Source organism: Paenibacillus lutimineralis (assembly GCF_003991425.1).
In the GTDB taxonomy this organism is placed as follows: Bacteria; Bacillota; Bacilli; order Paenibacillales; family Paenibacillaceae; genus Fontibacillus; species Fontibacillus lutimineralis.
The window spans coordinates 6,245,287-6,268,248 of sequence record NZ_CP034346.1; the positions used below are offsets into that span (position 1 = coordinate 6,245,287).

Annotated in this window: 18 protein-coding genes; 3 read left to right on the forward strand and 15 right to left on the reverse strand. The window is 46.9% G+C overall.

Annotated features, from left to right (window positions below; translation table 11 throughout):
• Window positions 1-181 precede the first annotated feature (181 nt).
• Together EI981_RS27740 and EI981_RS27745 are read left to right on the forward strand one after the other, a co-directional pair.
• Window positions 182-2,440: a helix-turn-helix transcriptional regulator gene (locus tag EI981_RS27740; protein WP_127003801.1), complete on the forward strand. Its 2,259-nt coding sequence runs from the start codon at window positions 182-184 to the stop codon at window positions 2,438-2,440.
• 134 nt (window positions 2,441-2,574) lie between these two features.
• A complete protein-coding gene (locus EI981_RS27745; RefSeq protein ID WP_127003804.1) occupies window positions 2,575-3,696 on the forward strand; it encodes a glycoside hydrolase family 88 protein in 1,122 nt (373 codons plus the stop codon).
• Window positions 3,697-3,765: 69 nt separating this feature from the next.
• Here the strand turns inward: EI981_RS27745 and EI981_RS27750 are convergent, their stop codons facing one another.
• The 8 genes from EI981_RS27750 to pdxR form a co-directional block, all read right to left on the reverse strand.
• Window positions 3,766-5,565: a glycoside hydrolase family 2 protein gene (locus EI981_RS27750; protein ID WP_127003806.1), complete on the reverse strand. Its 1,800-nt coding sequence runs from the start codon at window positions 5,563-5,565 to the stop codon at window positions 3,766-3,768.
• Between the two features lie 246 nt (window positions 5,566-5,811).
• On the reverse strand, window positions 5,812-6,822 hold the full coding sequence (locus tag EI981_RS27755) for an acyltransferase family protein (RefSeq protein WP_127003808.1): 1,011 nt from the start codon (window positions 6,820-6,822) through the stop codon (window positions 5,812-5,814).
• Complete coding sequence (locus EI981_RS27760) at window positions 6,819-7,625, reverse strand: carbohydrate ABC transporter permease (RefSeq protein WP_127003810.1); 807 nt, start codon at window positions 7,623-7,625, stop codon at window positions 6,819-6,821. Before EI981_RS27760 ends, EI981_RS27755 begins: the two co-directional genes overlap by 4 nt.
• Window positions 7,626-7,628: 3 nt before the next feature.
• Window positions 7,629-8,516, reverse strand: a complete 888-nt coding sequence (locus EI981_RS27765; protein ID WP_127003812.1) for a carbohydrate ABC transporter permease — start codon at window positions 8,514-8,516, stop codon at window positions 7,629-7,631.
• Between the two features lie 18 nt (window positions 8,517-8,534).
• Window positions 8,535-9,821, reverse strand: a complete 1,287-nt coding sequence (locus tag EI981_RS27770; RefSeq protein WP_127003814.1) for an ABC transporter substrate-binding protein — start codon at window positions 9,819-9,821, stop codon at window positions 8,535-8,537.
• Between the two features lie 210 nt (window positions 9,822-10,031).
• Window positions 10,032-10,964: an ArsR/SmtB family transcription factor gene (locus EI981_RS27775; RefSeq protein WP_127003816.1), complete on the reverse strand. Its 933-nt coding sequence runs from the start codon at window positions 10,962-10,964 to the stop codon at window positions 10,032-10,034.
• Window positions 10,965-11,180: 216 nt separating this feature from the next.
• Window positions 11,181-12,887: an endo-1,4-beta-xylanase gene (locus EI981_RS30345; RefSeq protein ID WP_127003818.1), complete on the reverse strand. Its 1,707-nt coding sequence runs from the start codon at window positions 12,885-12,887 to the stop codon at window positions 11,181-11,183.
• A gap of 225 nt (window positions 12,888-13,112) precedes the next feature.
• Window positions 13,113-14,543, reverse strand: a complete 1,431-nt coding sequence (gene pdxR, locus EI981_RS27785) for a MocR-like pyridoxine biosynthesis transcription factor PdxR (RefSeq protein ID WP_127003820.1) — start codon at window positions 14,541-14,543, stop codon at window positions 13,113-13,115.
• Window positions 14,544-14,650: 107 nt separating this feature from the next.
• Here pdxR and EI981_RS27790 point away from each other — a divergent pair, with 107 nt between their 5' ends.
• The gene (locus EI981_RS27790) at window positions 14,651-15,214 is read left to right on the forward strand and encodes a GNAT family N-acetyltransferase (RefSeq protein WP_418789028.1); all 564 of its coding nucleotides are present in this window, start codon (window positions 14,651-14,653) and stop codon (window positions 15,212-15,214) included.
• Here EI981_RS27790 and EI981_RS27795 read toward each other — a convergent pair.
• The 7 genes from EI981_RS27795 to EI981_RS27825 form a co-directional block, all read right to left on the reverse strand.
• Window positions 15,198-15,971: an SMI1/KNR4 family protein gene (locus tag EI981_RS27795; protein ID WP_227011614.1), complete on the reverse strand. Its 774-nt coding sequence runs from the start codon at window positions 15,969-15,971 to the stop codon at window positions 15,198-15,200. The genes EI981_RS27790 and EI981_RS27795 overlap by 17 nt on opposite strands.
• Window positions 15,972-16,106: 135 nt before the next feature.
• Complete coding sequence (locus EI981_RS27800) at window positions 16,107-17,606, reverse strand: malate:quinone oxidoreductase (RefSeq protein WP_127003824.1); 1,500 nt, start codon at window positions 17,604-17,606, stop codon at window positions 16,107-16,109.
• A 306-nt stretch (window positions 17,607-17,912) separates the two neighbouring features.
• Window positions 17,913-18,794 carry a phosphate ABC transporter permease PstA gene (pstA, locus tag EI981_RS27805; protein WP_127003826.1) on the reverse strand — a complete coding sequence of 294 codons (882 nt, stop codon included), beginning with the start codon at window positions 18,792-18,794 and terminating at the stop codon, window positions 17,913-17,915.
• 3 nt (window positions 18,795-18,797) lie between these two features.
• Window positions 18,798-19,745, reverse strand: a complete 948-nt coding sequence (pstC, locus tag EI981_RS27810) for a phosphate ABC transporter permease subunit PstC (RefSeq protein WP_227011615.1) — start codon at window positions 19,743-19,745, stop codon at window positions 18,798-18,800.
• Between the two features lie 68 nt (window positions 19,746-19,813).
• Window positions 19,814-20,674 carry a phosphate ABC transporter substrate-binding protein gene (locus tag EI981_RS27815; RefSeq protein WP_127003830.1) on the reverse strand — a complete coding sequence of 287 codons (861 nt, stop codon included), beginning with the start codon at window positions 20,672-20,674 and terminating at the stop codon, window positions 19,814-19,816.
• 32 nt (window positions 20,675-20,706) lie between these two features.
• Complete coding sequence (locus EI981_RS27820; RefSeq protein WP_127003832.1) at window positions 20,707-22,131, reverse strand: hypothetical protein; 1,425 nt, start codon at window positions 22,129-22,131, stop codon at window positions 20,707-20,709.
• A gap of 291 nt (window positions 22,132-22,422) precedes the next feature.
• The gene (locus EI981_RS27825) at window positions 22,423-22,962 is read right to left on the reverse strand and encodes a GNAT family N-acetyltransferase (protein ID WP_127003834.1); all 540 of its coding nucleotides are present in this window, start codon (window positions 22,960-22,962) and stop codon (window positions 22,423-22,425) included.

Consider the following 22,962-nt stretch of genomic DNA (forward strand, 5'->3'; position numbering starts at 1 on the left):
GAAGCAGAACAAAAAATGAGTATGATCCGATATAAATCATAAATAAAGCGCTTTCTAAATAAGGTTTACGGCAAGTCAAGAAATGAATATGGCGCCCATTTGTTAATTTTTTCAATAGGAATTTACCCAAGGAATGAGATAGACTCGATTCATAATGATGATTTGAAGAGGAGTTTGAATCATGGTCAAGAAGAGATTCTTATATCGGATGCTAACCTTATTTATCGTAATTGTCCTTCTCTATTCAGTAATTACTTCATCCATCATTTTTTATAAAAGCTACCAAATGGTCGATGCGCAGAACAATCATAGCAACAAGCTGTATATCGAGCAAAATAGCAATTATGCCGACTTTAAGCTGCGTACTGCAATGGAATTTGTATATAAAATCTCTACGCTGCAAGGCTTGATTGATTATCGTTATAGTACAGATACCAATTATCAATATATTGCCAAGCTCTACAATGAACTGAATGATCAAATGCAGGGCTTCGGCCAGCTAGGCTTCACCTTTGGCATTACCAAGCTTACCGATGATCTCGTGATTACGGCTGGAGGAACGTATAACATCAGGAATTATTTGAATGAGCTCGGGATCGATGCAGAAGCGCTCGATAGACTTCAGCAGATGGAAGGCCCATTTCTTGCTTCGAATACCTATGTCGTTCCTGAATCATTGTCTAGGAAACCTGGCAATATCGTAATGATTCATCAAATGGTGAACTCAAATTTGGAACCGCTTTATTTCTTTATTGTGATCGACAGAGTCTCCCTCTTGCCTGGCATTGCCGATAATCCGAATGGGAATTTCTATCTGCATACCAATGAGACGATTAGTTCTTATATTTATGACAAGGCATTGGATACCGACATCTCGGCTCGGATCAATACGTTTTACAATCAGGAAAGTCAGGAAAATATGAATCATCTGAGAGTGGGATCAACGATCAATTACATCCATTCCTCCAAAGTGATTCCGAGTCTGAATTATGTGTACTCCAGTAAGGTGACTTCGTTTGGCACGATTTTCGCCCAAATATGGAAGGCAGCGCTATTCCCTAGTGTACTCCTTCTGCTGCTAGGTATCGTAATGGCTTATATGGCTACGAGATCCAGCTACAAGCCGATTCGTCAGCTGCTTCATTTTCTGGATGAGCAAAAGGGGAAAGCTTCGCCGGCTTCCAAGGAACAATCCAAACAAATTCACGAGCTTGATTATATTAAATCCAGTATTGAGCAGATGTATTCCATCAATCATGCCTTGCAGGATCAGCTGGATTATTCCATTGTGCACTTACGGGAAGATTTCTTCCGCAAGGTCATTTACGGCATTGCTAACGATGAGTTTATTCAAGAGAATCTCTCTACACTGCAATTGGAGCGGTTTGGGGAGGATTTGAATATCGTTCTGTTGGAATGCGAAGGGATTGGAGCGCTGGATAAGACAGTACCAGCCCCAAATCTGACCTTGATTTTTAATACTCTGATTCGAAATATGAAGTGTAAATACGGGGATTTCTTTACTTTGCCATTAGACAAGACGAAATACTGTATTATATTTGCTCACATTTCACCAGAGTGCTTGAAGCAAATCGCTGATACAGTTGTCCATACGGTAGAGAGTGAATTATCCCTCGATATTACAGCATGTATATCCAGTACATATCAGCTAGGTGAGTTAACTTCTGCATTGCAGGAACTGCTTCGGATGAGCAATTATCAATATGCGACACACAAAGTATTAACGCCGCAGTACGTTCAAGATCTTGAAGAAGTGGTCTGTTATTACCCGATTGAGACCGAAACTTGCCTGATTAATTACGTCAATTCCAATGAATTGGGCAGAGCATACGATCTGCTCAGAAATCTGCTGGATCAGAACCTGAACCAATCTACACTAAGTTCTGTAACTTTGTCGAATCTGAAGCATTCCATCTTAACTACCTTCAAGCGGTGCTTAAATACTAGCGGTACAACGTTAAATCAATTTGTTAGGGAATATCCGGACCTATTGAATGAATTTATGGAAGCTCCTGTCTCCAGATTTACGGAGAATACGTTCGCGCTGTTTGAACTAGTCTTTAATTATTGCAATAAGGATAAATTCTGCTTAGAGAGCTCTACCGCTTCACAAATCTTTATCTATATCCATAAGAACTTTGATAAGGATTTATCCCTAACAAACATTGCCAATGAATTCAATCTGTCAGAGAGTTATGTCAGCAAACTATTAAAAAATTCACTAGACATTAACTTTAAGCAATATGTGAATACATTAAAGGTGAAAAGAGCGAAGGAGCTTCTGAATCAGGGGAATTATAAAGTACATGAAGTCGCGACCATTGTCGGCTGCAACAATACCAATACATTCATACGAATCTTCAAGCAGTATATTGGCGTATCCCCAGGGGAATATGTCAAAAACCTGAGTCATCTCTAAGCTGATCGGGATCACGATTTCTTGATGTCATATTGAAATTCGCGACAATAACAAATAGTAAGGATATCTCCCTCATACTGCGGACTTTACAATATAAGTACGTTACAACCTTAGAATGAGAGGAGATACCTCAAATGAACGTTCACCCGGATTGGTTAGATCATGCTTATAATGAATCCTTGAAGAAGGTCACCAAACTAAGCCATAAAATCGGCGTAAGCTTCCCCCATGTATGCTTGAATGGCAGATACAACTGTGAAGATGTATCCTTTTGGACCTCTGGATTCTGGGGTGGCCTGTTATGGCTCACCTATCGCGAGACCAAAGATGAAGCCTTGAAGAAAATGGCTATAAACATTGAGCAAGAGCTCAACGTCCCGTTGTTTGACTTCTACGATATTCATCATGATGTCGGATTTATGTACCTGCCGACAGCTGTTGTTAACTATCAATGGACAGGAAATGAAGAATCCCGACGAACCGGTCTTATTGCAACCAGCCACTTGGCTGGCCGATTCAATCTGAAAGGGCAATTCATCCGGGCCTGGACAGACCGCGTCGATCCGAATAGTACGGGCTGGGCGATTATCGATTGTCTCATGAATTTGCCACTGCTATTCTGGGCCTCGAAGGAGGATCATGATCCTCGATTCAGACATATCGCAGTTGCCCATGCAGACACCGTACTGAAGCATTTTGTACGGGATGACTGGACTGTTCCCCATATCGTAAGCTTCGATCCCGAGACAGGTGAGAAGATCGAGAACTTAGGTGGACAGGGCCTCGGGCCAGACTCGGTGTGGTCAAGAGGGCAGGCTTGGGCTATCTATGGTCTTGCGATTGCTGCTCGTGAGACAGGTAAAGCCGAATATCTTACGGCTGCTAAGAATATCGCGAACTATTTCTTATCGCATCTGCCTGAAGATCGGGTTCCTTATTGGGACTTCAAAACTGCGGAGGCAGATCAGCATGTTCGCGACTCCTCAGCCGCCGCATGCACAGCAAGTGGTCTGCTGGAGCTAAGTATGCTGCTCGAGGATCAGACAGAGAAATCCTATTACTATGAGAGTGCTCTAGCAATACTTAAAGGACTGTATGAGAACTATTCCGACTTCAGTGACCAGCAAGATGCGATCCTTACCAAAGGAACTGTATCGTATCCAGTCAATAAACATGTGAATGTGCCTATTATCTACGGGGATTATTATTTCGTGGAAGCATTAGCCAAGGTACTTGGACATCCCGGATTGTTCTGACGGCAAAAAGAAGCAGGCGAATTGGTTTCGCCTGCTTCTTATTTTTGATGCGGATTTATAATACCTCAATCAGCTCTCACAAGCACTTTTGCGTCTAGTCAGATTAATCTCTTTAATGACCGCCATATCGATCTTCGGTTTGCGATCCTCGGTCAATAGACCGTTCACTTCCTGTTGAACGTCTGACACTTGCGTATAGCAGTAGCCGCATACATAGTCGAGATCCTTGATGGCTTCTGTAATCGAACGGAACCGCTGAATGAATGCCTCATCGGAATCCACTTGATTGCCATAGCCCCATCCTTCCTCGCTCTTAAAAGCAATCCCGCCAAATTCGCTGATCAGAATCGGCTGGCCTTGATACTCATAGCCCTGTGCCATTGCATATTTCCAATTGGAGAAAGCTATTTTATTGTTAACGACGGCGTCCTTATCCGCATATCGGCGGCTTAAAGCATCGCCCGATTCTTCATAATCATGCAAGGTAATAATATCAGAAATCGTATGCTCCCATCCGTCATTCACTACAACCGGCCGATGCGGATCCATCGACTTCGTTAAATAGTAGATCGCCTCAGTAAACTTCTGCTGCTTGATATCCGTAAATACGTTGGCAATTCCCCAGGATTCATTGAACGGTACCCAGGTTACGATGCAAGGGTGATTGTAGTGTTGCTGCACAATATCAAGCCATTCGCGCGTGAAGCGCTCCACTGCTTCATCATTAAATTCATAAGTCGCAGCAGCCTCCGACCAGACAAGCAGGCCTTTCACATCGCACCAATACAGGAACCGGTCATCCTCGATCTTCTGGTGCTTGCGGACGCCATTATAGCCCATCGCCATAATTTTATCGATGTCGTCGAGAAGTGCCGCCTCCGATGGCGGAGTCAGATGGCTATCCTGCCAATAGCCTTGGTCCAGAATCAGGCGCTGATAGATCGGATGATTATTGAGCAGCACCTTGCCATCTTCGATCGATATTTTGCGTAGTCCAAAGTAAGAATGCACACGATCCAGGGTCTCTCCGTCTTCCTGAAGCACAAATTCTACTTCGTACAGCTTCGGGTTATCCGGACTCCAGCGTTCAACCTGCCACTCCAGCTTATCACTCTGGAGATTCACCGTAGCAGCCAGACTCTCACGATCCACGGCAAGAGTCCCTTGCTTAATCACCTCATCGTCCATCGTAACAATCGTCGTCAACTGCAGTTGACGTGCTAACAGCTCATTCCCGTAGGTAATGCCGCCGAGTTTATACTCGAAACTCACGGAATTATCATCATAGTTAGGTGTTATCTTTACATGATTCAGATAAGTAGGGCTTAAATATTCCAGCCATACCGACTGCCAGATGCCTGTCGTCTGTACATACCAGCAGCCGAAGTTATCCTTCCTCCAGCGCTGCTTCCCGCGTGGCTGTGTACAGCTATCGCTGTCCTCCGCCTTGACCACGATCAAATTGTCATTACCCGCATGCAAATAAGGAGTGATATCGAAGGAAAATGCAGAATACCCACCTTCATGTCTGCCTGCAAACTGGCCGTTAACCCACACTTTGGCGACATAATCGACCGCTTGAAAGCGCAGCTCTACTCGCCGGGACAATTGCTTCTCGTCCGCTTCAATCTTCCTTTGATACCATACGTACGGGTGAAAAGACTCCTCTGCGATCCCACTGGCCTTTGTCTCGTACACAAATGGTACCTGAATCGTGTGCGTAGGTGTGAACCCCTGTTGCCAGCCTTGCGCCTCTCCCTCATTTGCATCGTCAAATGCGAAATCCCATGCTCCGTTCAAATCCTGCCAATCCTTACGTACGAATTGAGGACGCGGATATTCCTTGCGATAGTGATCTTTCAATGCCATTATGTTCACCTATCCTTATGTGTTTTTTAGATGAAATTCAAAAAGTCCGCTTTTGATCACGAAGTAACAATGAGAGCTTAATCGGCGTCGAATCTTGAATTCACCCGGGCCTTCCGGTACTCACATACAAACTACGTACGCTCCGTTCCTCATGCCCTAGCTTCATCCAACTGAAGCGTTTTGAAAAAACGCACATCGGAAGCATAAGCTTCGGTGCTGAAAAACGGCCTTTTTGAATTCTTAATCTTATTGAATGCTTATAGATGCTGATCTCTTCTTCGTGATAATCCAGATCGCGAATCCGGATACCAGCAGTAGCGCAACCGTCATGAGCAGACTTGCAAATAAACCGAGCATGATCGCATCCTGGGTGCTGCTCAGTGCAAAAATCAGGATATTGCTCATAATTAAGAACCATAGTACATTACGCCCCATCGCCGCGAAGGGTAGGGATAATACAGCATATCGCTCCATCCATCTAGCGACCGAGTAATAACCGTATAACAGCAGCGCCGGTCCTACAATCCACCACACCGAAGGAGGAAACCGCTCCGGCAGAGCACTCGCGGCGAGCCATTTCCATACGAACATCGCAGTAGCTACGCCGGCAGCGGCCAGCACCTTCCAATTCCAGACGACGCGATACTTAGCAAATAGCTTTCCGACCAGGTAATACGGGAAATATTGCAATATTGGAAAAGAGGCAAAGTCCCTCGTTCCCAGCAGCGGTGCCCATTGCGACATATGAATAGTCCCATAAGGCAGCCACGTTGTGGCAAGCAGCAGGACCACGACAGCCAGCGCAATCCATCTTCGCTCCGCCAGCCAGCGGAGAGGTACAAATAACAGCATACCCGCAAGTGTTAAATAGCTGAAGGAAATGAGAAATTCCGACCAGCCCGGTATATCTTGCAGCAGCAATATCGGTTTAATCGTCGCCACGCCTATCTCCCGTCCATCAACAAACAATCGGTAAGCCAATCCGGAAATGTAAAAAGCGATTAATGTCTTCAGCGCTGCCAATGCCATACGCGGTGCGGCCTGCTTGAACGGCTTGCTGTAATAGGCGAGCTCGGATACATAGCCGAAGCTGAATACAAATCCTGAGAACGTCCACAAATTAATGGCCTCGATCCAGTATTGGCCGTTCGGATATACCAGCGGATCACTGAAAAACTGCAGGCTATGGCAGTAAACCATGCCAAGCACCAGTAATCCTTTGAAAATATCGATGGCATTCTCGCGCTGTCCACTCATCCTTTAATCCCTGACAAGCTGATGCCCTTAATAATCTGCCGTTCAAAGATCAGGAATACGACGACGATCGGCAGCGAAGCGACTGTATTGATGACCATCGGCTTAACATAGTCCTCTGTGAACTGATCCATCAGAGTCGGTATTCCCATCGGCAGGGTGAACAGGTTATCATCCGTTACCGATAAGAATGGCCAGAGGAAGTTATTCCATGAACCGATAAAGGTCAGAATCGCCATAGAAGCCAGCGCCGGCCGGGTCAACGGCAGCATAATGCGCCGGAAAATCGTAAACGTGCCGCCTCCATCCATTTGCACGCTCTCTAACAAATCATTAGGCACCCCATCAAAGAAGCTTTTTAATACAATGATCGCAATCGGAGAGGCCAACGCCGGAAGAATAAGTCCGAAATAAGAGTTCAGAATGCCCATTTCCTTCGCCAATTGGTAGAGCGGAATCAGAATCGCTTCGCCAGGGATAAGCAGCCCGGACAGTACGAATAGGAAGATGAACGTCTTATAACGAAATGGAATCTTCGATAATACGAAGCCAGCCATAGCGGCAATGATGACCGTGAACAGGGTGACCAGCGCCGCCACGAACAGACTATTCCAGGACCAGAGCAGCAGCTTCGTCTCCGTGATGACCTCGTTGTATACCGCTAATGAATAGGGCGGTGTGAACCAATCGACTACCGAAGTGATCTTCATGCCTTCTTTTTTGATAGAGACGACGAGCATCCATACCAGCGGAATCAGGAAAAAGGCGGCGAAGGCGAGCGAGATGATGCGATATATCCATTTCATGGGTTAGTTCGCCTCCTTCCGATTGTTCATCCAATACTGCACTGCCGACAACGCCAGTAGAATGAAGAACAGCACATACGACATCGCCGCTGCGTAACCCAGGTCATTATGCCGGAACCCCGTCTGCCAGATGTATTGAATGACAGGTCTGGTCTTATCCAACGGCCCTCCACCGGTCATGATGTAAATCTGCATGAACACCTTAAAGGAAGCGATAATCTGCAGCATGATAATCGTGCGTGTAATCGGTCCAAGCAGCGGTAAGGTAATCCGCCAGAGAACCTGATTGTCATTCGCTCCGTCAAGCCGGGCAGCCTCGTAGATGTCATCTGAAATATCCTGCAGCGCAGACAGATATAAGATGAAGTTGAACCCGACCGTCCACCAGAGCGTCAGCACCGATATCGCCACCCAGGACAAATTCAGCTCTGTCAGCCAGAATATCTCCTTCCCTTCAGGCAGGATGTGCAGCAAATGGAGGACGGAGTTCAGAAATCCGGTATAGGGCTGAAAAATAAATAGTCCCAGGTAAGAAGCAACTGCTACGGACAATACACTCGGCAGGAAAAAGGCGCTTCGATACAGCCGCTGCAGCCTGGAATTGCGATTGGCAATCAAGGCCAGAATAATCGCCAGCACAACCATCGTTGGTGTCGTAAATATCACGAACTGGAAGGCGTGCCATACCGAAGCCCAGAAGTCCTGATCATGCCATAGCTTCTCGTAGTTGCCGAAGCCGAGATACTCCATCTTCCTGATCAGCGTCCATTTGTAGAAGCTCATTCCTACGCCCTTGATCATCGGCCAGATCGTAAACAGAAAGTAAACGATGAGGAAGGGGAGCAAGAATAGAAGTGCCTGTAAGTCCGCCTTCATTTTGCTCATTTTCATTGCGTTTACCCCTCTGCTCTATTTATCAAGTACTTTCTGGATCTCTGTCTGCATCTGAGCAATGGCATCCTCTGCCGACATTTTGTTGGCCCAAATTTCATTCAAATATTTGAACATGGCCATATCGCGAATCTGCCAGTTCTTTGTGGATGGCTTGTTGAATTTAACGGTATCGGCTACAGCCGCGTAATCACTACGGTAAGGCATTTCCTTGTATTCAGGTTTGTCGAGAACCGATGGCTTCGATGGAATATGTCCCGCTTTGGCCCAAATCTGGCCATTATCCGCGATCCAGTTGGCAAAAGTAATCGCCGCCTCTCGCTTCGCTTGATCCTCTTTCTTCGGAACCGGCAGAATGATCGTATGCGAATCGCCCCATGTTGCCGGTTGGTCAAATAGCTGCGGGATTGGCATCGCCCCGAAGTCTAGCCCATCTGTCCCCTCCCAGGTGCCTGTGGCCCACACGCCAGTCATCATAATTGCTGCAGTACCGCTCTGGAAGTTTTTATAGAAGTCAGGGTCGTTCTCTTTAATATATTTTTGGAGATAGAGGTCTTGGATGTATTTAGCGGCCTGAACCGCCTTAGCCTCATCTACTTGAGCTTTGCTTAGATCGTCAGAGATGACATCATTGCCGCCAAGCTGTGCGTATAAAGCCCACCATAGCCGGAATGGATCATCATTGTTAGGTGAAAGTGCAAAAGGAGTAATATTGTTCGGTAGTTTCTCTTTTAACGTCTGAAGGAAGGATACAAAACCGTCGGCCCCAGGCTCTATCGTTGGCTTGCCGTCCGAACCAAGCAGTCCTGCCTCAGTTAACAGTTTCTTGTTGTAGTACATGATGAAGGGGTGAGTATCGATTGGCACGGCATAATGAACGCCATCTACTACGGTTGCGGAGAGAAGATTCTGGTTGAAAGAGTTCCAATCTACACCGGCGGAAGCAGCAATATCATCAAGCCCACTTACAACGCCTTGGTCGATTAGATCGGGGAGTCTGGAAGTATGGGAAATACCTATATCAGGACCGTTGCCATTGCCCACCGCTGTGATGAGCTTGGTGTAGTATTCGCCCCATTCCAGCTTCGTATTTTTGATCTGTATATCTGGATGCTCTTTATTGAACAAATCAATCATGGCCTGCATATTGTCGCCGTCACCGCCAGAGAACAATGTCCAGAAAGACAATGTAACCTTCTTACCATTTGAAGTCGAGCCTCCGTCCTGCTTGCTTCCACCACAGGCACTGAGAATCAGGGTACTCATGAATACCAGTAATACCAAAGTCACTAACGATTTCTTCATAGTCTTCCTCCCCTTTTAAATAGAAATTTGTCGATAAAAGATACAAAATATTTGTTTTGATACAAATATCATGTATTTTTATTTGATTATAGGGCCGGTTTATTTCATTGTCAACGCTTTCATCTAATTTTATTGTAATTAATCCATATAAAAAAGCATTAGCTACAATAATTTGGTAACTAATGCTTGTCTCTATAAAATCTATTTATTTCAGTAGCATGTGTAATGCACTTTCATAATGATATCTTGCTCGTAATCACCAAAATGACGACCGAACAAATTGACTCCGCCTTTATGTACCGCATCCGCCTTCACGCCAATGCGCAGCTTCACACTAGGTTTCTGCTCGAGCCTTAAGTCTGATAGTATGACATCCGACACCTTCTTCATATCCAGCGTCGTACGCTCGGCGTCAACCCGCCATGTCTTCAACAGACCGTATTGCGTCGTCGTCTGCTTGCTCCACCAAGCCGGACTAAGCCTGCCTCTTCGATCCCCAAAATCCCCAGGGCTGGTCCACATTCCGATCTCTACATCATTGACCCATACCGATATATTCGATGGCCAGTCATTATCGAAATTAGGCGCCTCTGAACATAGCTCCATAGAGAATTCAATGGCTTCAATTCGTGCATTCTGCGGGATTTCAAGCGGCATCAAGTATTCCACATAGCCTTTGCGGAACCAAATAATGCCCGCGCCCACATGATTCGGATGATAGAAGCTCGCCGGTTCGTCTTCCTTAATGATCATTGCCTCAGCGTTTGCCATCCCGCAAGTAGGATATACCTCACAGTCGCTATACTGGCCGATCGGCATCTCGATCTCATACACCTGCTGCCCATCATCCCGCCCGCGAACGACGGTATTCAGCATGATATGAACATCGTCGTAAGTACGCGAACACACTTTCATTGCCCCACGGACAGCGGGAAGTAGCTCCGAATGAATCAATTCCGCAGCCTCGAGAATCCGGACATTGTTAGCTACTGTAGAAACCGGTAGAGATAATTCCTCAGCAATCGCAATCACATTCATACTTTTGGAAGAGAGTAAACGCAATATATCAACCCTTGCTCTCGTAGATAATGCATGAGCAACCTGGACAAGCTTATCCGGCTCATCAATTCCAACTTCAAACAACGCCGTCACCTACCATTCTAATTTATATATAGGCATTTTCTATTATAGACGATATTTTTGGAATAAATCAATATTTGTGGAATTAATCCTTCAGTATGGGTTGATACTGCTTCGGATCATGCCATTATATGAGAACAATAATTATTGTCCATGTTTCCCATTGTTCAGCAAGTATAAAGACCGGAATGGGCAGCCCCACTCCGGTCTTTATTAATATTATGGTTCAATTCCCCATACAAGCGTTCCAGACTGATAGATGGTTACTTTATTCCAGTCGGTAAAGGACGTCTTCGTAGGGTCATACGAGTAATCATTGGATTGGTTGAAGTTGGACCAGTCGGCTTTGGCGATCCGTGTCTGGATATCGCCCGATGTTGCGCCTGGCGCAATCGAGCCCGCACCGGAACCGAACGAAATCTCCAAGTACGTATCCGCATTGGTACCCGTCGTACTTCCAAAGGCCGCGCTGACATTCGAGTTGCCCACCGCTGCCCAGTCGATATACGAATTCAGTGCCTGATTGCCATCCTTCGTAAAGTAGTAGCGGATTTTCAAATTACTGAGACTGACGGCTGAAGTGCCGTTATTCTTGATAACAAAGTTCGGAGCAAGCGTATTGGAGGAAGCGTTCGTATTCTGTGCCTTGTATTGGACAACGAGATTGCCTCCGCCATTCCCCCCGCCGCCGCTAGGTATCGCACTCACTTGTGAGGAGCTGCCACTCGTTCCGGCTGCATTCGTGGCCGTGACGACGTAGTAATACGTCGTTCCGTTCGTTAGCCCCGTCTTCGTATAACTTGTCGTCGTGAGGTTGGTTGCCACGTCCGTATACGGGCCTCCGCTGGTCGTTGCCTGCTTCACCGTGTAGCTCGTCGCACCGCTTGAGGCCGCCCAGCTTAGGGCTACTTGGGCATCACCGGCTGTTGCCGTAAGCCCGGTCGGCGCAGCTGGTACGACTGGCGTGCTTCCGCCCCCCAGATATTGCTTCAGCCATTGCATGGCCGGACGTTCGGCGCCAGAAGAGGTCACTAAATGCGTATCGGACGCCCATGTTTGTCCCTGGATGTATCCCCACAAGGTAATACCCTTCACGTTCGGGTTCTCCCAGAGTACCGGGAACTTCGTCTGATAACGGGACAACTGCGTGGCGTCATCGCCAGTCATGTCCAATTCCGATACATAGATCGGCAAGCCCGTAGCGGATAGCGAGTTGAGGACACTGTTCATGGTGCTTACTGATACGTTATCCATATTGAAATAATGGCATTGAATGCCGATGCCGTCGACCAATCCCCTGTCCTTCAGAAGATTAATAATGGTCAGATATTGCGACGCTGCGTTCGGATCACTAATGATACCATAATCGTTAATCAACAACTTCGAATTTGGAAATGCCTCTCTTGCTTGCTGGAACGACCAAATGACCCAATCCCAACCGGTGGTACCATCTCCGCCAATGGCGTTGCGATAACTAGGTTTGGCGTGCAGCGGCTCGTTAACGACGTCAACATATTCCGCTGTCGAGTAGCGCTGTCCAGCGAGCTTAATCCATTCCGTCACTTCCGCCTTCTGATCGGCTGCGGATAGACTGCCGATCCAGCCCGGTTCCTGGCTGCCCCAGACAAGCGTATGGAACTTGAAAGGAATTTTGTTGGTCTGCGCATAATTATAGATCAAGTCCGCATTAGACCAATTCATAGTATTACGCGTGGATTCGACGGAACCCCATTTCGTCGCGTTCTCCGGAGTGACCTGATTCCAGTAAGTGGTGAAATTTGAGGGAGCGCTGCTTCCGATCACATTGCCCAAGAACTTGCTGCCTGAAGCAAGGCTTGCATCTGCTTTCTCCGCAATGGCAGACAAGAGTAGTCCACTCAACATCATGATCGCAACGAACAAAGAAATCCATTTCGATTTCAACATAACCATTACCTCCTCCATCATGATCTTTGATTCAATCCGGCCTAGCTTGCTTGAACCTTCGCCACAGGGTCCCAATCACCTCCAAATCATTAAATCGCTTACATTTAAAATTATAAATTACAATTTCATCCACAAAAAGTTGAAATACATACGGTTTTTGCTTTAAAAATCTTCGATCCTTGTGAGGGGCGTGTCCCTGTTTTTCTCTGGAATGGATTGTGGCCGTCAAATAAAAGGTTTGCCCTCCACGAGGAAGTAGGGCTCCCATATCTGCCGCAGCAGAGCTACTCCCTCATCAATCCTCTCCCATACAACACCACCGAAGCCAATCAGAAATCTCCTCTTTGGATAATAGACCGATTTGTCCCCATAAAATGCTGTCGCCGAAGCAACCACGATACCATGAGAACGTGCTAATTCAACCAATTCTTGCTCAGAGGCTGAAGCCTGAATCGATAGGATCAGGTGGAATCCGGCATGGGGGCTAATGACCTCACCGTATCCCTGGAAGTGAGTCTGCAGTGCTTCGGCTAACTGATGGCTTTTTTTGCGATAGAGATTTCTCATTCTACGAACATGCTTCTCGAAATACCCCTGCTCCATAAATTTCTCAAGTGTGCGTTGATAAATTCGGGAAGAGGATTGTTCGAACCATAATCTCCTGCGCAGATGATGATAAGCATCCAGTAATGAATCTGGAAGCACCATATAATGTGTACAAATATCAGGTGCGAGAATTTGCGAGAAACCTCCGATATAAACCACGTTCGCTCCTGGAGCAAGACCTTGCAGTGCAGGCACTGGCTGGCCTAAATAACGAAGCTCTCCCCCGTAGTCGTCCTCAATGATGTATCCTCCATGTGCCTCAGCCCACCTCAGCAGTTCCATTCTTTCGTTAATCGGCATCACTCTTCCACCAGGGTACTGATGTGACGGAGAGACGGCAACAATACGGGCTGACGTCTGCAACAAGCGAGATATGTCGATGCCCTGATCCGCTTCCGTAACATAGGAGATCTCATAGCCCTCAGCTTGAAAGGTATAGGGAAGCAGCGGATAACAAGGATCCTCCATAGCCATCACTGGGGAGATATCCTTAAGCAGGATTGCTAGATAATGAAGAAGCAGATGCTGCTCCGCGCCGATCACGATCTGCTCCTTACGACAGACTACACCGCGAATACGATAAAGATAGGCCGCCAGTTCCTCTCGCAATCCGGCCTCCCCTTGATAATCACCATAGAATAAGAGCTCGTTGTATTCATCCCGCAGGGTGTCCGTCAACAGACGCTTCCAATGATTGATCGGGAAGCCTGTAAAGTCATTTTTGCAAAGGTGGAAATCATAGAGATAAGCGTCCTCTATTACACGTTCCCTCTCAAAATGGACAGACTTACTCTGATGATCAGACAGCGTAAATTGCCCGTATGAAACGGGAAGGGCAGCAACAAAGAACCCTTTTCGTGGAAGGCTCTCTATGAATCCCTCCGCGGCTAGTTGCTGATATGCCGCTTCTACCGGGGTCGTACTGACCGATAATTGCCGGGCTTGCTCCCGAATCGAGGGCAGACGATCGTTAGCGCCTAACTTTCCCTCGACAATGTCTTTCTTGATAGATTCATAGATTGAAGCATAGATGTTTTGCATGTTCTGCATGTTTTCCCTCTCATCTGTCACCTGAAAATAATTAAATCTGTATATTTTCAAGTATACAGATCAGTGATAGATTAGGGTACAACGAAGATGAAGGAGATATGAATGGTATGGAAAATGTACGATTTCTCGAAGGAAAAGAGGTATACCTACGTCCGATTGAAGCAGCCGATACGGACTGGTATTTTAGCACGTTGTACGATCCCGAGACTAGAAGACTCACCGGAACACAAATGCACCATACCCGGGAGCAAATTGCCAGCTACATTGAAGCCAAGTCACAGGACAGATCTTCTGTGCTGCTGATCATTGCTACCCGCAGTGACGATACCCCTATCGGAGACATTGCGATTCAGGATATTGATACGATGAATCGTAATGCGAACATTCGGATTGCGCTCACTAATGGCAGTCAAAACAGAGGATACGGTACGGAGGCTCTTCGACTCATGCTGGATTACGGCTTCGGGGTCCTCAATCTTCACCGGATTGAACTGAATGTATTCTCGTACAATCATCGTGCGACGAGAGTATATGAGAAAGTAGGCTTCAAGCAAGAAGGGATTCAGCGAGAAGCCTTGTTCTACAATCATCAGTATCATGATTCCATTCTGATGAGTATTCTGGAGGATGAGTATCGGGCTCTATCGGGGAACTCTAATCTGCGGAAATAAACTCCCCAAAACCAATTTGGCGCAGCTCATAATCTGCACCGATTTTTTTCAAATCAGCCTCTATTTTCATAGCACATGATTCAATTCCTTTAAAAACCTGTAAAGGCAAGGCGCCCAAATAGACTTTCGCTTGTGAATAATCACAGGAGAAGGTCTTTTTAATGAATAACAGCGTCTTTATCTTATCGTTGCCTTCGCCTGTAATGGATACTTTATAATAGTTGTACTCTTCAGTCTCGTCGGTCTCCCACTCCCCAGAGCTGCGCGGCAGTAAGACGCTGTGAAGGAACTCTTCCAGGTTGTCATAGGCAATGTCGAAATCCCAAGAGCCTGTCCCATGCTCTGCAGTATATATAGCGGTATCCCCTCTGGATAGGTCGATGCAATAAGGGTCTCCTTCATCCGAAGCAATGACTAGATAGCTGTGCGGCCATTCCAGGATAACCTCATTCTTCACGGGATTATAGCTGTATCCCAATTGACCCTGCACGATGTCTCTGGCACCGTAAATATCAAGATTGATATATTCATCCGTGCTCCAACCAAGCGATTCGGAGACATAATGCTGCAAGAAATATAGGTATTCATCAGGCAAGCGCCATTTCTCAGTCACAGCACGTATATCATGTTCTTCTGCTTCAGTAATCAGACGCATCGGATACTTGGCATAAAATTCCGGATCTTGTCCACGTGTCGCCTCCAGCACCTCTTGCATCTTCTCTATAACAGCATCAATCCTTTGATGTCTATTCTTCAAAGCGGTCCACCTCTCTTATCCGCAGATTCATTTGCATTTTCTCGTAGATATCATACCATGGTTCACTTTTAAACCTAACAAAACGGCCTTCGTCCATAGAATTCAGGAGAAGGCCGTCTATCTTTTACATATTATTTATTGAACAGCCTGCGGTTCATGATTCAAACCCAGCGTCCGCGCTGTAGAAGTATGGATCGATTGAATCAGTTCGGGCTTGCTTAAAAGCCGCATGCCATAGGATGGAATCATTTCTTTGATCTTCGGCTCCCACTCTTTGATATGCTGCGGAAAGCACCTATTGATCACTTCGAGCATGACAGGAACAGCAGTAGAAGCACCTGGCGAAGCGCCAAGCAATGCCGCAATTGATCCGTCAGCAGCACTAATGACCTCCGTACCAAATTGCAGTGTTCCTTTGCCACTTTCCGTATCCTTAATAATCTGTACGCGCTGTCCGGCCACCACCAGATCCCAATCCTCAGATTTGGCATTCGGTACAAATTCCCGTAAAGTTTGCACGCGCTTTTCCTTCGATTGCATCAATTCCTTGATCAGATAAGTCACCAATGACATGTTCTTCGCACCTGAAGCCAACATCGTTATGAGGTTATGCGGTTTAACCGAGGTAATCAGATCGAACATAGAACCAAACTTCAAGAACTTAGGAGAGAAGCCGGCGAACGGACCAAATAATAAGGATTCCTTGCCCTCGATTAATCTGGAGTCCAGATGCGGAACAGACATCGGTGGGGCCCCAACCTGAGCTTGGCCGTATACCTTAGCATAATGCTGTGCAACAACGTCCGGATTCTTACACACCATGAACAATCCGCTGATCGGGAATCCGCCGATTCCTTTGCTTTCAGGAATACCGGATTTCTGTAGCAAATGGAGGCTTCCACCCCCACCGCCGATGAAGACAAATTTAGCCGTATGGCGTGTAACCGTACCGTTCTCGATATCCCGCACCTTCAATTCCCATCTGCCATCACTAGCCCGCTTCACATCATGGACATGCTGATTGAACTTCATATCAACGCCCTTACTCTTCAAATGATCAAACAATATGCGTGTTAAAGCGCCAAAATTGACATCCGTGCCTGAGTTGATCCTTGTAGCTGCGATCGGACCACTTACCGTCCGGTCCTTCATCATCAGCGGAATCCATTCCATCAGCTTCGCTGGATCATCCGAATACTCCATCCCTTGGAATAGCGGGTTGCTGGATAATGCTTCGAATCTCTTCTTCAGAAAGGCTACATCCTTAGCCCCTTGTACAAAGCTCATATGAGGCACAGGCATAATAAAGTCTCGCGGATTGCGTATCAGTTTGCTGTTTACAAGATAAGACCAAAACTGCTTAGAAACCTGGTACTCTTCATTAACCTTGATCGCTTTACTAATATCAATGGATCCATCCGGTTTTTCTACGGTGTAGTTAAGCTCACACAGTGCGGAATGCCCGGTTCCTGCATTATTCCATTCGTTGGAGCTTTCCTCTCCAGAGCTACTGCGCCTCTCAAACACTGTAATTTTCCAGTCCGGTGCCAGTTCTTTCAGTAGTGACCCTAAAGTCGCACTCATGATTCCGGCGCCGATTAAGATAACGTCTGTTTTGCTTTGTCCGTTAGCCATTTTGCCGTCCGTCCTTACATTCTAATATTTGACGAAAAGATATAAGCGCTATTATGCAGACTTTCACAACAAGCCGGGGTGAACTTCGCCGCACACCTCTTCAGGATCAATAAACATTTAATTATAGAGATCACTATAATTAAAATTAAAGATTTATTTATTTGTATTATATGATATTTATTTTCCATTTAATAGACACTTGCCTACAAATTTAAGTAATAGACAGTATCAAAATATTCTTTCAGTATGATAAAAAAGCTTACCTCAATTGCAATAATTGAAGTAAGCTTCCTAAATCTCATGCACCTATTTCCGCAGCTTCCGATTATTAATCCAGAGCGGCACGCGGAATACCATATTGATTAAAAGAACGACGAATACAAGTACCGCAGCTGCTTTGTCGGCAATCTGTCTGGCATCTTCCACGATTGCTTCGGACTGAACGTACCACAAATGAACGGCCAGTGTCTCGCCAGGAGAGAAGAGGTTAAAGTCCCACATCTCACCCGAAGTACTGAGTCCCGCCGTTAAAATAATGACGGCCGATTCCCCGAAAGCTCGGCCCGCGACAAGACAAATACCCGTGATAATCGCCTGCATGGCTGTAGGAATGACGACAGTACGGATCATGTGGAACTGGGTCGTCCCAAGTCCATAAGCCGCGTGCCGCAGTTCGTTCGGAACTGCCCGAACAGCCTCTTCTGTCACCCGAGCCAGCATCGGCAGGTTAAGAAACGCCAAGCTCACTGCTCCACCAAGGATCGTAAGCCCAATTCCGAAATATTCGGCGAAAATCGCCAGGCCGAGCAAGCCGAATACGATCGATGGTACGGAGGATAACGACTCAACACAAATACGAAGGATTTCTGTAAATCGATTGTTCGGCGCATATTCCGCCATATAAATCCCTGCTCCTACACCGATCGGAACTGAGATCAGCAGCGAGAGGAACAGGATATAGAAAGAGTTGAACAGCATCGGTCCGATGCCGCCGCCGGCATCGATCTCCTCAGGCAGCTTAATTAGAAAATCCCAAGAGATTTGCGGCAGCCCTTTGCTCAGGATGGTGAACAGCAGCCAGAACACAAGCAGCAGAATCACTGCTCCCAAAGCGTAAAAACAGCCCGTGGCGATCCGATCCCATAGCAAGGAGCGAGAAGTTTTCCGCGATAGCTTAAACCCGGTCATCGCCTAAGCCCCTCCCTTTCGCCCGATAATACGGATGATTAGAATCAACACGAACGAAATGAGCAGCAACAGGAACGCCATTAAGTGCAAACTATAATTCCATGTTGAGTCAAAATCGACGTTGGAGATCTGCATGACGATATTGCTCGTCAGTACCGATGTTGGAGCGAACAGGGATTTTGCCAGCTGCGGCGTATTCCCGATGACCATGACCACGGCCATCGTCTCCCCGATCGCCCGGGTCATCCCTAAAATAATCGCGGCCACGATGCCGCGGCCAGCTGCAGGCAGAACCACCTTAAAGGTGGTTTGCAGCCTGGTGGCACCGAGCGCATAAGAAGCGTCACGATACTTTCTCGGTACAGCAGAGATCGCATCCTCGCTAATACGGCTGATCGTCGGAAGAATCATGACGGTGAGCACCAATGCGGCGGCCAACAGACCATCCCCCAGCCCTTCCCCGCTTAGCTCCCGCAGCAGTGGGAGCAGTACGGTCAGTCCAAGATAGCCGTAGACAATGGACGGAATGCCGACTAATAAATCAAGCAGTGGGCTCACGAACTTCTTCAGCCATGCAGGTGCAATCTCCGCGATCAGGATAGCCATTCCTAAGGATAATGGAACGGCAATGATTAAGGTCAAGACCGTTAAAGACAATGTGTTGACGATAAATAGCGCAGCTCCGAAACGGCCCTCTTCCGGCGTCCAATCGAACGAGAAGAAGAACTCGGCCAGCGTTACCTCTTGAAAGGTTAACATCGCCGTCTTCCCGATAAAGAAAATGACCATCGCCAATACCAGACAGAGCGCTAAAATACTGAACAGGAAATAGTATTTAAAAAGCCAGTTTACCACCCGGGCCCGAGCACTTCTCGACGTAAGATTCCAGCGGTGACGCGGATGTAATTCTGCCCCGGCTTCCCGGGCAGCTTTATGAGCAGAAATGTTCAACCTGGTTCCTCCCATATATAAGACCAGTCCCGTAAATCAGGGACTGGTCGATTGTAGCTATCGCTGATTTATTTCATTGCCGAGATCGGAATGAACTTCAATTTTTTCAGGGAACCTTCCTGGAACTTTTTGCTTTGTACATATTCGATGAAAGCTTTCGTCTCGCCAGTTGGCTGCCCCTTGGTCATATAGTAACCGTAAGACCAAATCTTGTATTTGCCGCTAATTACGTTCTCAACGGTAGCTTCCACTCCGTTATGCTTCACAGCCTTGATGTCATCGCCGCTGATATAAGTCAAATCGATGTAACCAATCGAGTTCGGCGTGGTGGCCACAGCTGTCTTCATGTCGCCGCTGGAGCCCACTTCCTTGTAATTCTTCTCCTTCTTGACGATGTCTCCGCCTCCAAGCGCTTTGGCTTGGTAATTAACGCGAGTACCGGAACCGAAGGAACGGGTAATGACTACGATATCCTTATCGTCACCGCCAACATCTTTCCAGTTCGTGATTTTTCCAGAATAGATCCCTTTCAACTGTTCCGTTGTAAGGTTATCTACCTTGACGCTTTTGTTCACGATCGTTGCGAAAGGAATTACCGCAACTTTATTGGCTACTTGGCCTTCGAACTTTTTGAAGCCTGGTACGTCCTCGCTGGCATCCCAGTCGCAGGCGCCGATATCAGCAATGCCCTTCTTAACCGCTTGTGGTCCGGTAACCGAGCCTTTACCTGAAGCAGCGATTTTCACTTTAGGATGCAGCTTCTGGAACTCCTTAGCAGCTTGCAGCGTCAAAGGCAGCAGTGCTGTCGAACCGTTTACCGTAATTTTACCCTTCAGTTCATCCTTTGCTCCTGCAGAGCCTGTGAGCGTGGCAGACAAGAGGAACGCCGAGGCGATCGCCGCCAAGGATAGTTTTTTCAACCATTTCATATTGAGTAACCCCTTCCGGATTATAGATTATATTATTTCGTCAGTTCTGAGACTTTGCCGTTTTGCACCAGCACTACTTTGCTATCTGCAATGAACGCAATGGTCCCATTCGATGCAATGGTCCAGTCGGAGACTGATTCGTTTGTGCTGAACAGCTCTGTTTTAGCACCCGAAGCAGATACTTCGAACCATTTGCTAGTGCCATCCGCCGTCTCCGCGAGAACGATCAATTTGCCGGAGATTGATTCACTGGAGATCACATTAACGTCAGCGACTAAATTGCGAATTTGGGAACCATCGGCTGGAATGATCTTCAGGGTGTCGTTCTCTACCTTGCCTTCCGGATCGGCGCTGATGTAAGCAACACTGCCGTCCGACAACAGGGACAGGTAGATTTTATTATCTAATTGCTGGGTCAACTGTACAGGCTTTGCCTCTGTATTGCCAAGCACGAGTGAGAACACTTGCGAACCCGCTTGGGAGTAATCGATCGTCAGTGATTCTTCTGTGCCTTCTTTATCCGTTTCGGCTTTACCGGTCACGTTAACGAAGTAGACGAGCTTCTTCCCGTCCGCTGACACTTGCACTTCAGATTTATTCTCTACTTTATCAGCCAGCACTTGCGTGATCTTGCCAGTATCCAGACTTATGTATGCAATCTTCTCTTGTTTGTCGCCTTGGATAAAATAGATTTTCTTGCCATCCGCAGACCAGACCAAATCGGTCTTGACCGACGTGTCCGTGCCGAGTGGTTTGATTCTGCCGCTTGCCGTATTCATCAGGAACACCGCCCCATGCTCATCGGTAAATGCAGCCAAGGAACCGTCAGGAGATACAGCGGCACCAATAGCGTTGCTATTGTCGGAGAACGTCTCCACTTGCCCACTCTTCCCCAGCTTGATCAACTGTAAAGCTTCTACATCTTCTTGGCTGACGATGACGTTGCCAGCAGCATCGAACAGCGGTGTAGCAAACTGGCCGCTCAAGCGTGCCACACTACGTAGTTCGCCCGTCTCCAGCACTTCTCCCCCCAAAGCATGGACCAGTGTGATTGGCTCTACAAATAATGAACCTCCCATGGTTTGCGGAGCGATCGTAAATTGGGCAGTTGCTCCATCCAGACTGTAGCCCTTGGAACCGGCTTTGATGCTCATTTCGTGCAATCCCTGACTGTCCGTCAGAATGAGACTTTCACCGCTTTGTTTGATGGTAACCCCTAGTCCACCAGCCAAGTCGCGAAGCGAATATAGCATCGTCTTACCTACGACCGTTGTCTTGAGCGAAATTTTGTCGCCGTCGATCGTTACGCCTCCACTAACTACCTTAAGTTGGTTAGCCCCGGAATTAGCAGCTGCCGGCTTTTGGCCCGCTTCAGCAGCAGCCGCAGTAGCGACCACCATAGACGAGGTCACGAGCGCAGAAGCAAGAATTGTTCCCAGAATCCTTCTCATCTTCATCCAATTCACCCTTTTATATTGGCATATGTAACTAAGTAGATTGTCATATATATTTGTTAAAATGATTTCAGAAGATTGTAAAGTTTTGTAAAACAAAAGGGAAAATTTCGTCAGATTGTAAACCCCTGATTTACAGTTAACAAAAAGACGACGTAGGGACTGGGTCCCTCGCCGTCTTTACATTTTTACATGCTAGCTTTCACTAGAATTTTCACTATATTTTATTTGAATTGTATAGGATTCACTTCCAGCGCGCTCCTTGAGGCTCAAACAAGATTGGCGATTTAGGTATCAAAGATCTCGACGGCTCACGGTTGGCAATTGGTTAGATATAATAGCCCAGCGATCCCGGTGATCCCTGTCCAAGAGCACAGGAAGAAAGCCTAGCTTATAATATACCCGGATCGCCGCGAGCCGGAAGTCGTCCGTCTCGAGCACAGCCTGTCGCTTCCCCTCTTCTCTCATTCGATGCAGCGCAGCCAACACGATTGTATAGCCTAGCCCTTGACCCGAATAACCCGGTAACGCACCCACCATATGTAGATACCCACATCTAGGATCACTATCTTCTTTCTCCCAAGCAACGGCAGTGGCAACGATCATGTCTTGATGACATAGGAACAGAATCTTCTCTGGCTGAAAAGGAGGCTGAAACCCGATTTTATCGCCGAAGGCAATCTCGCGTGCGAACGAAATTCGAATAACATTCTCCCACTCCGTTACATCGGATGGCTGGAAGGACCTCAGGCTATACCCTTCCGGTATTTTTAGCTGTGGTAAATCGGTCAAAGAGTCCCTTCTCATAACGAGTTTGGAGTTCCCGTTTCTCAT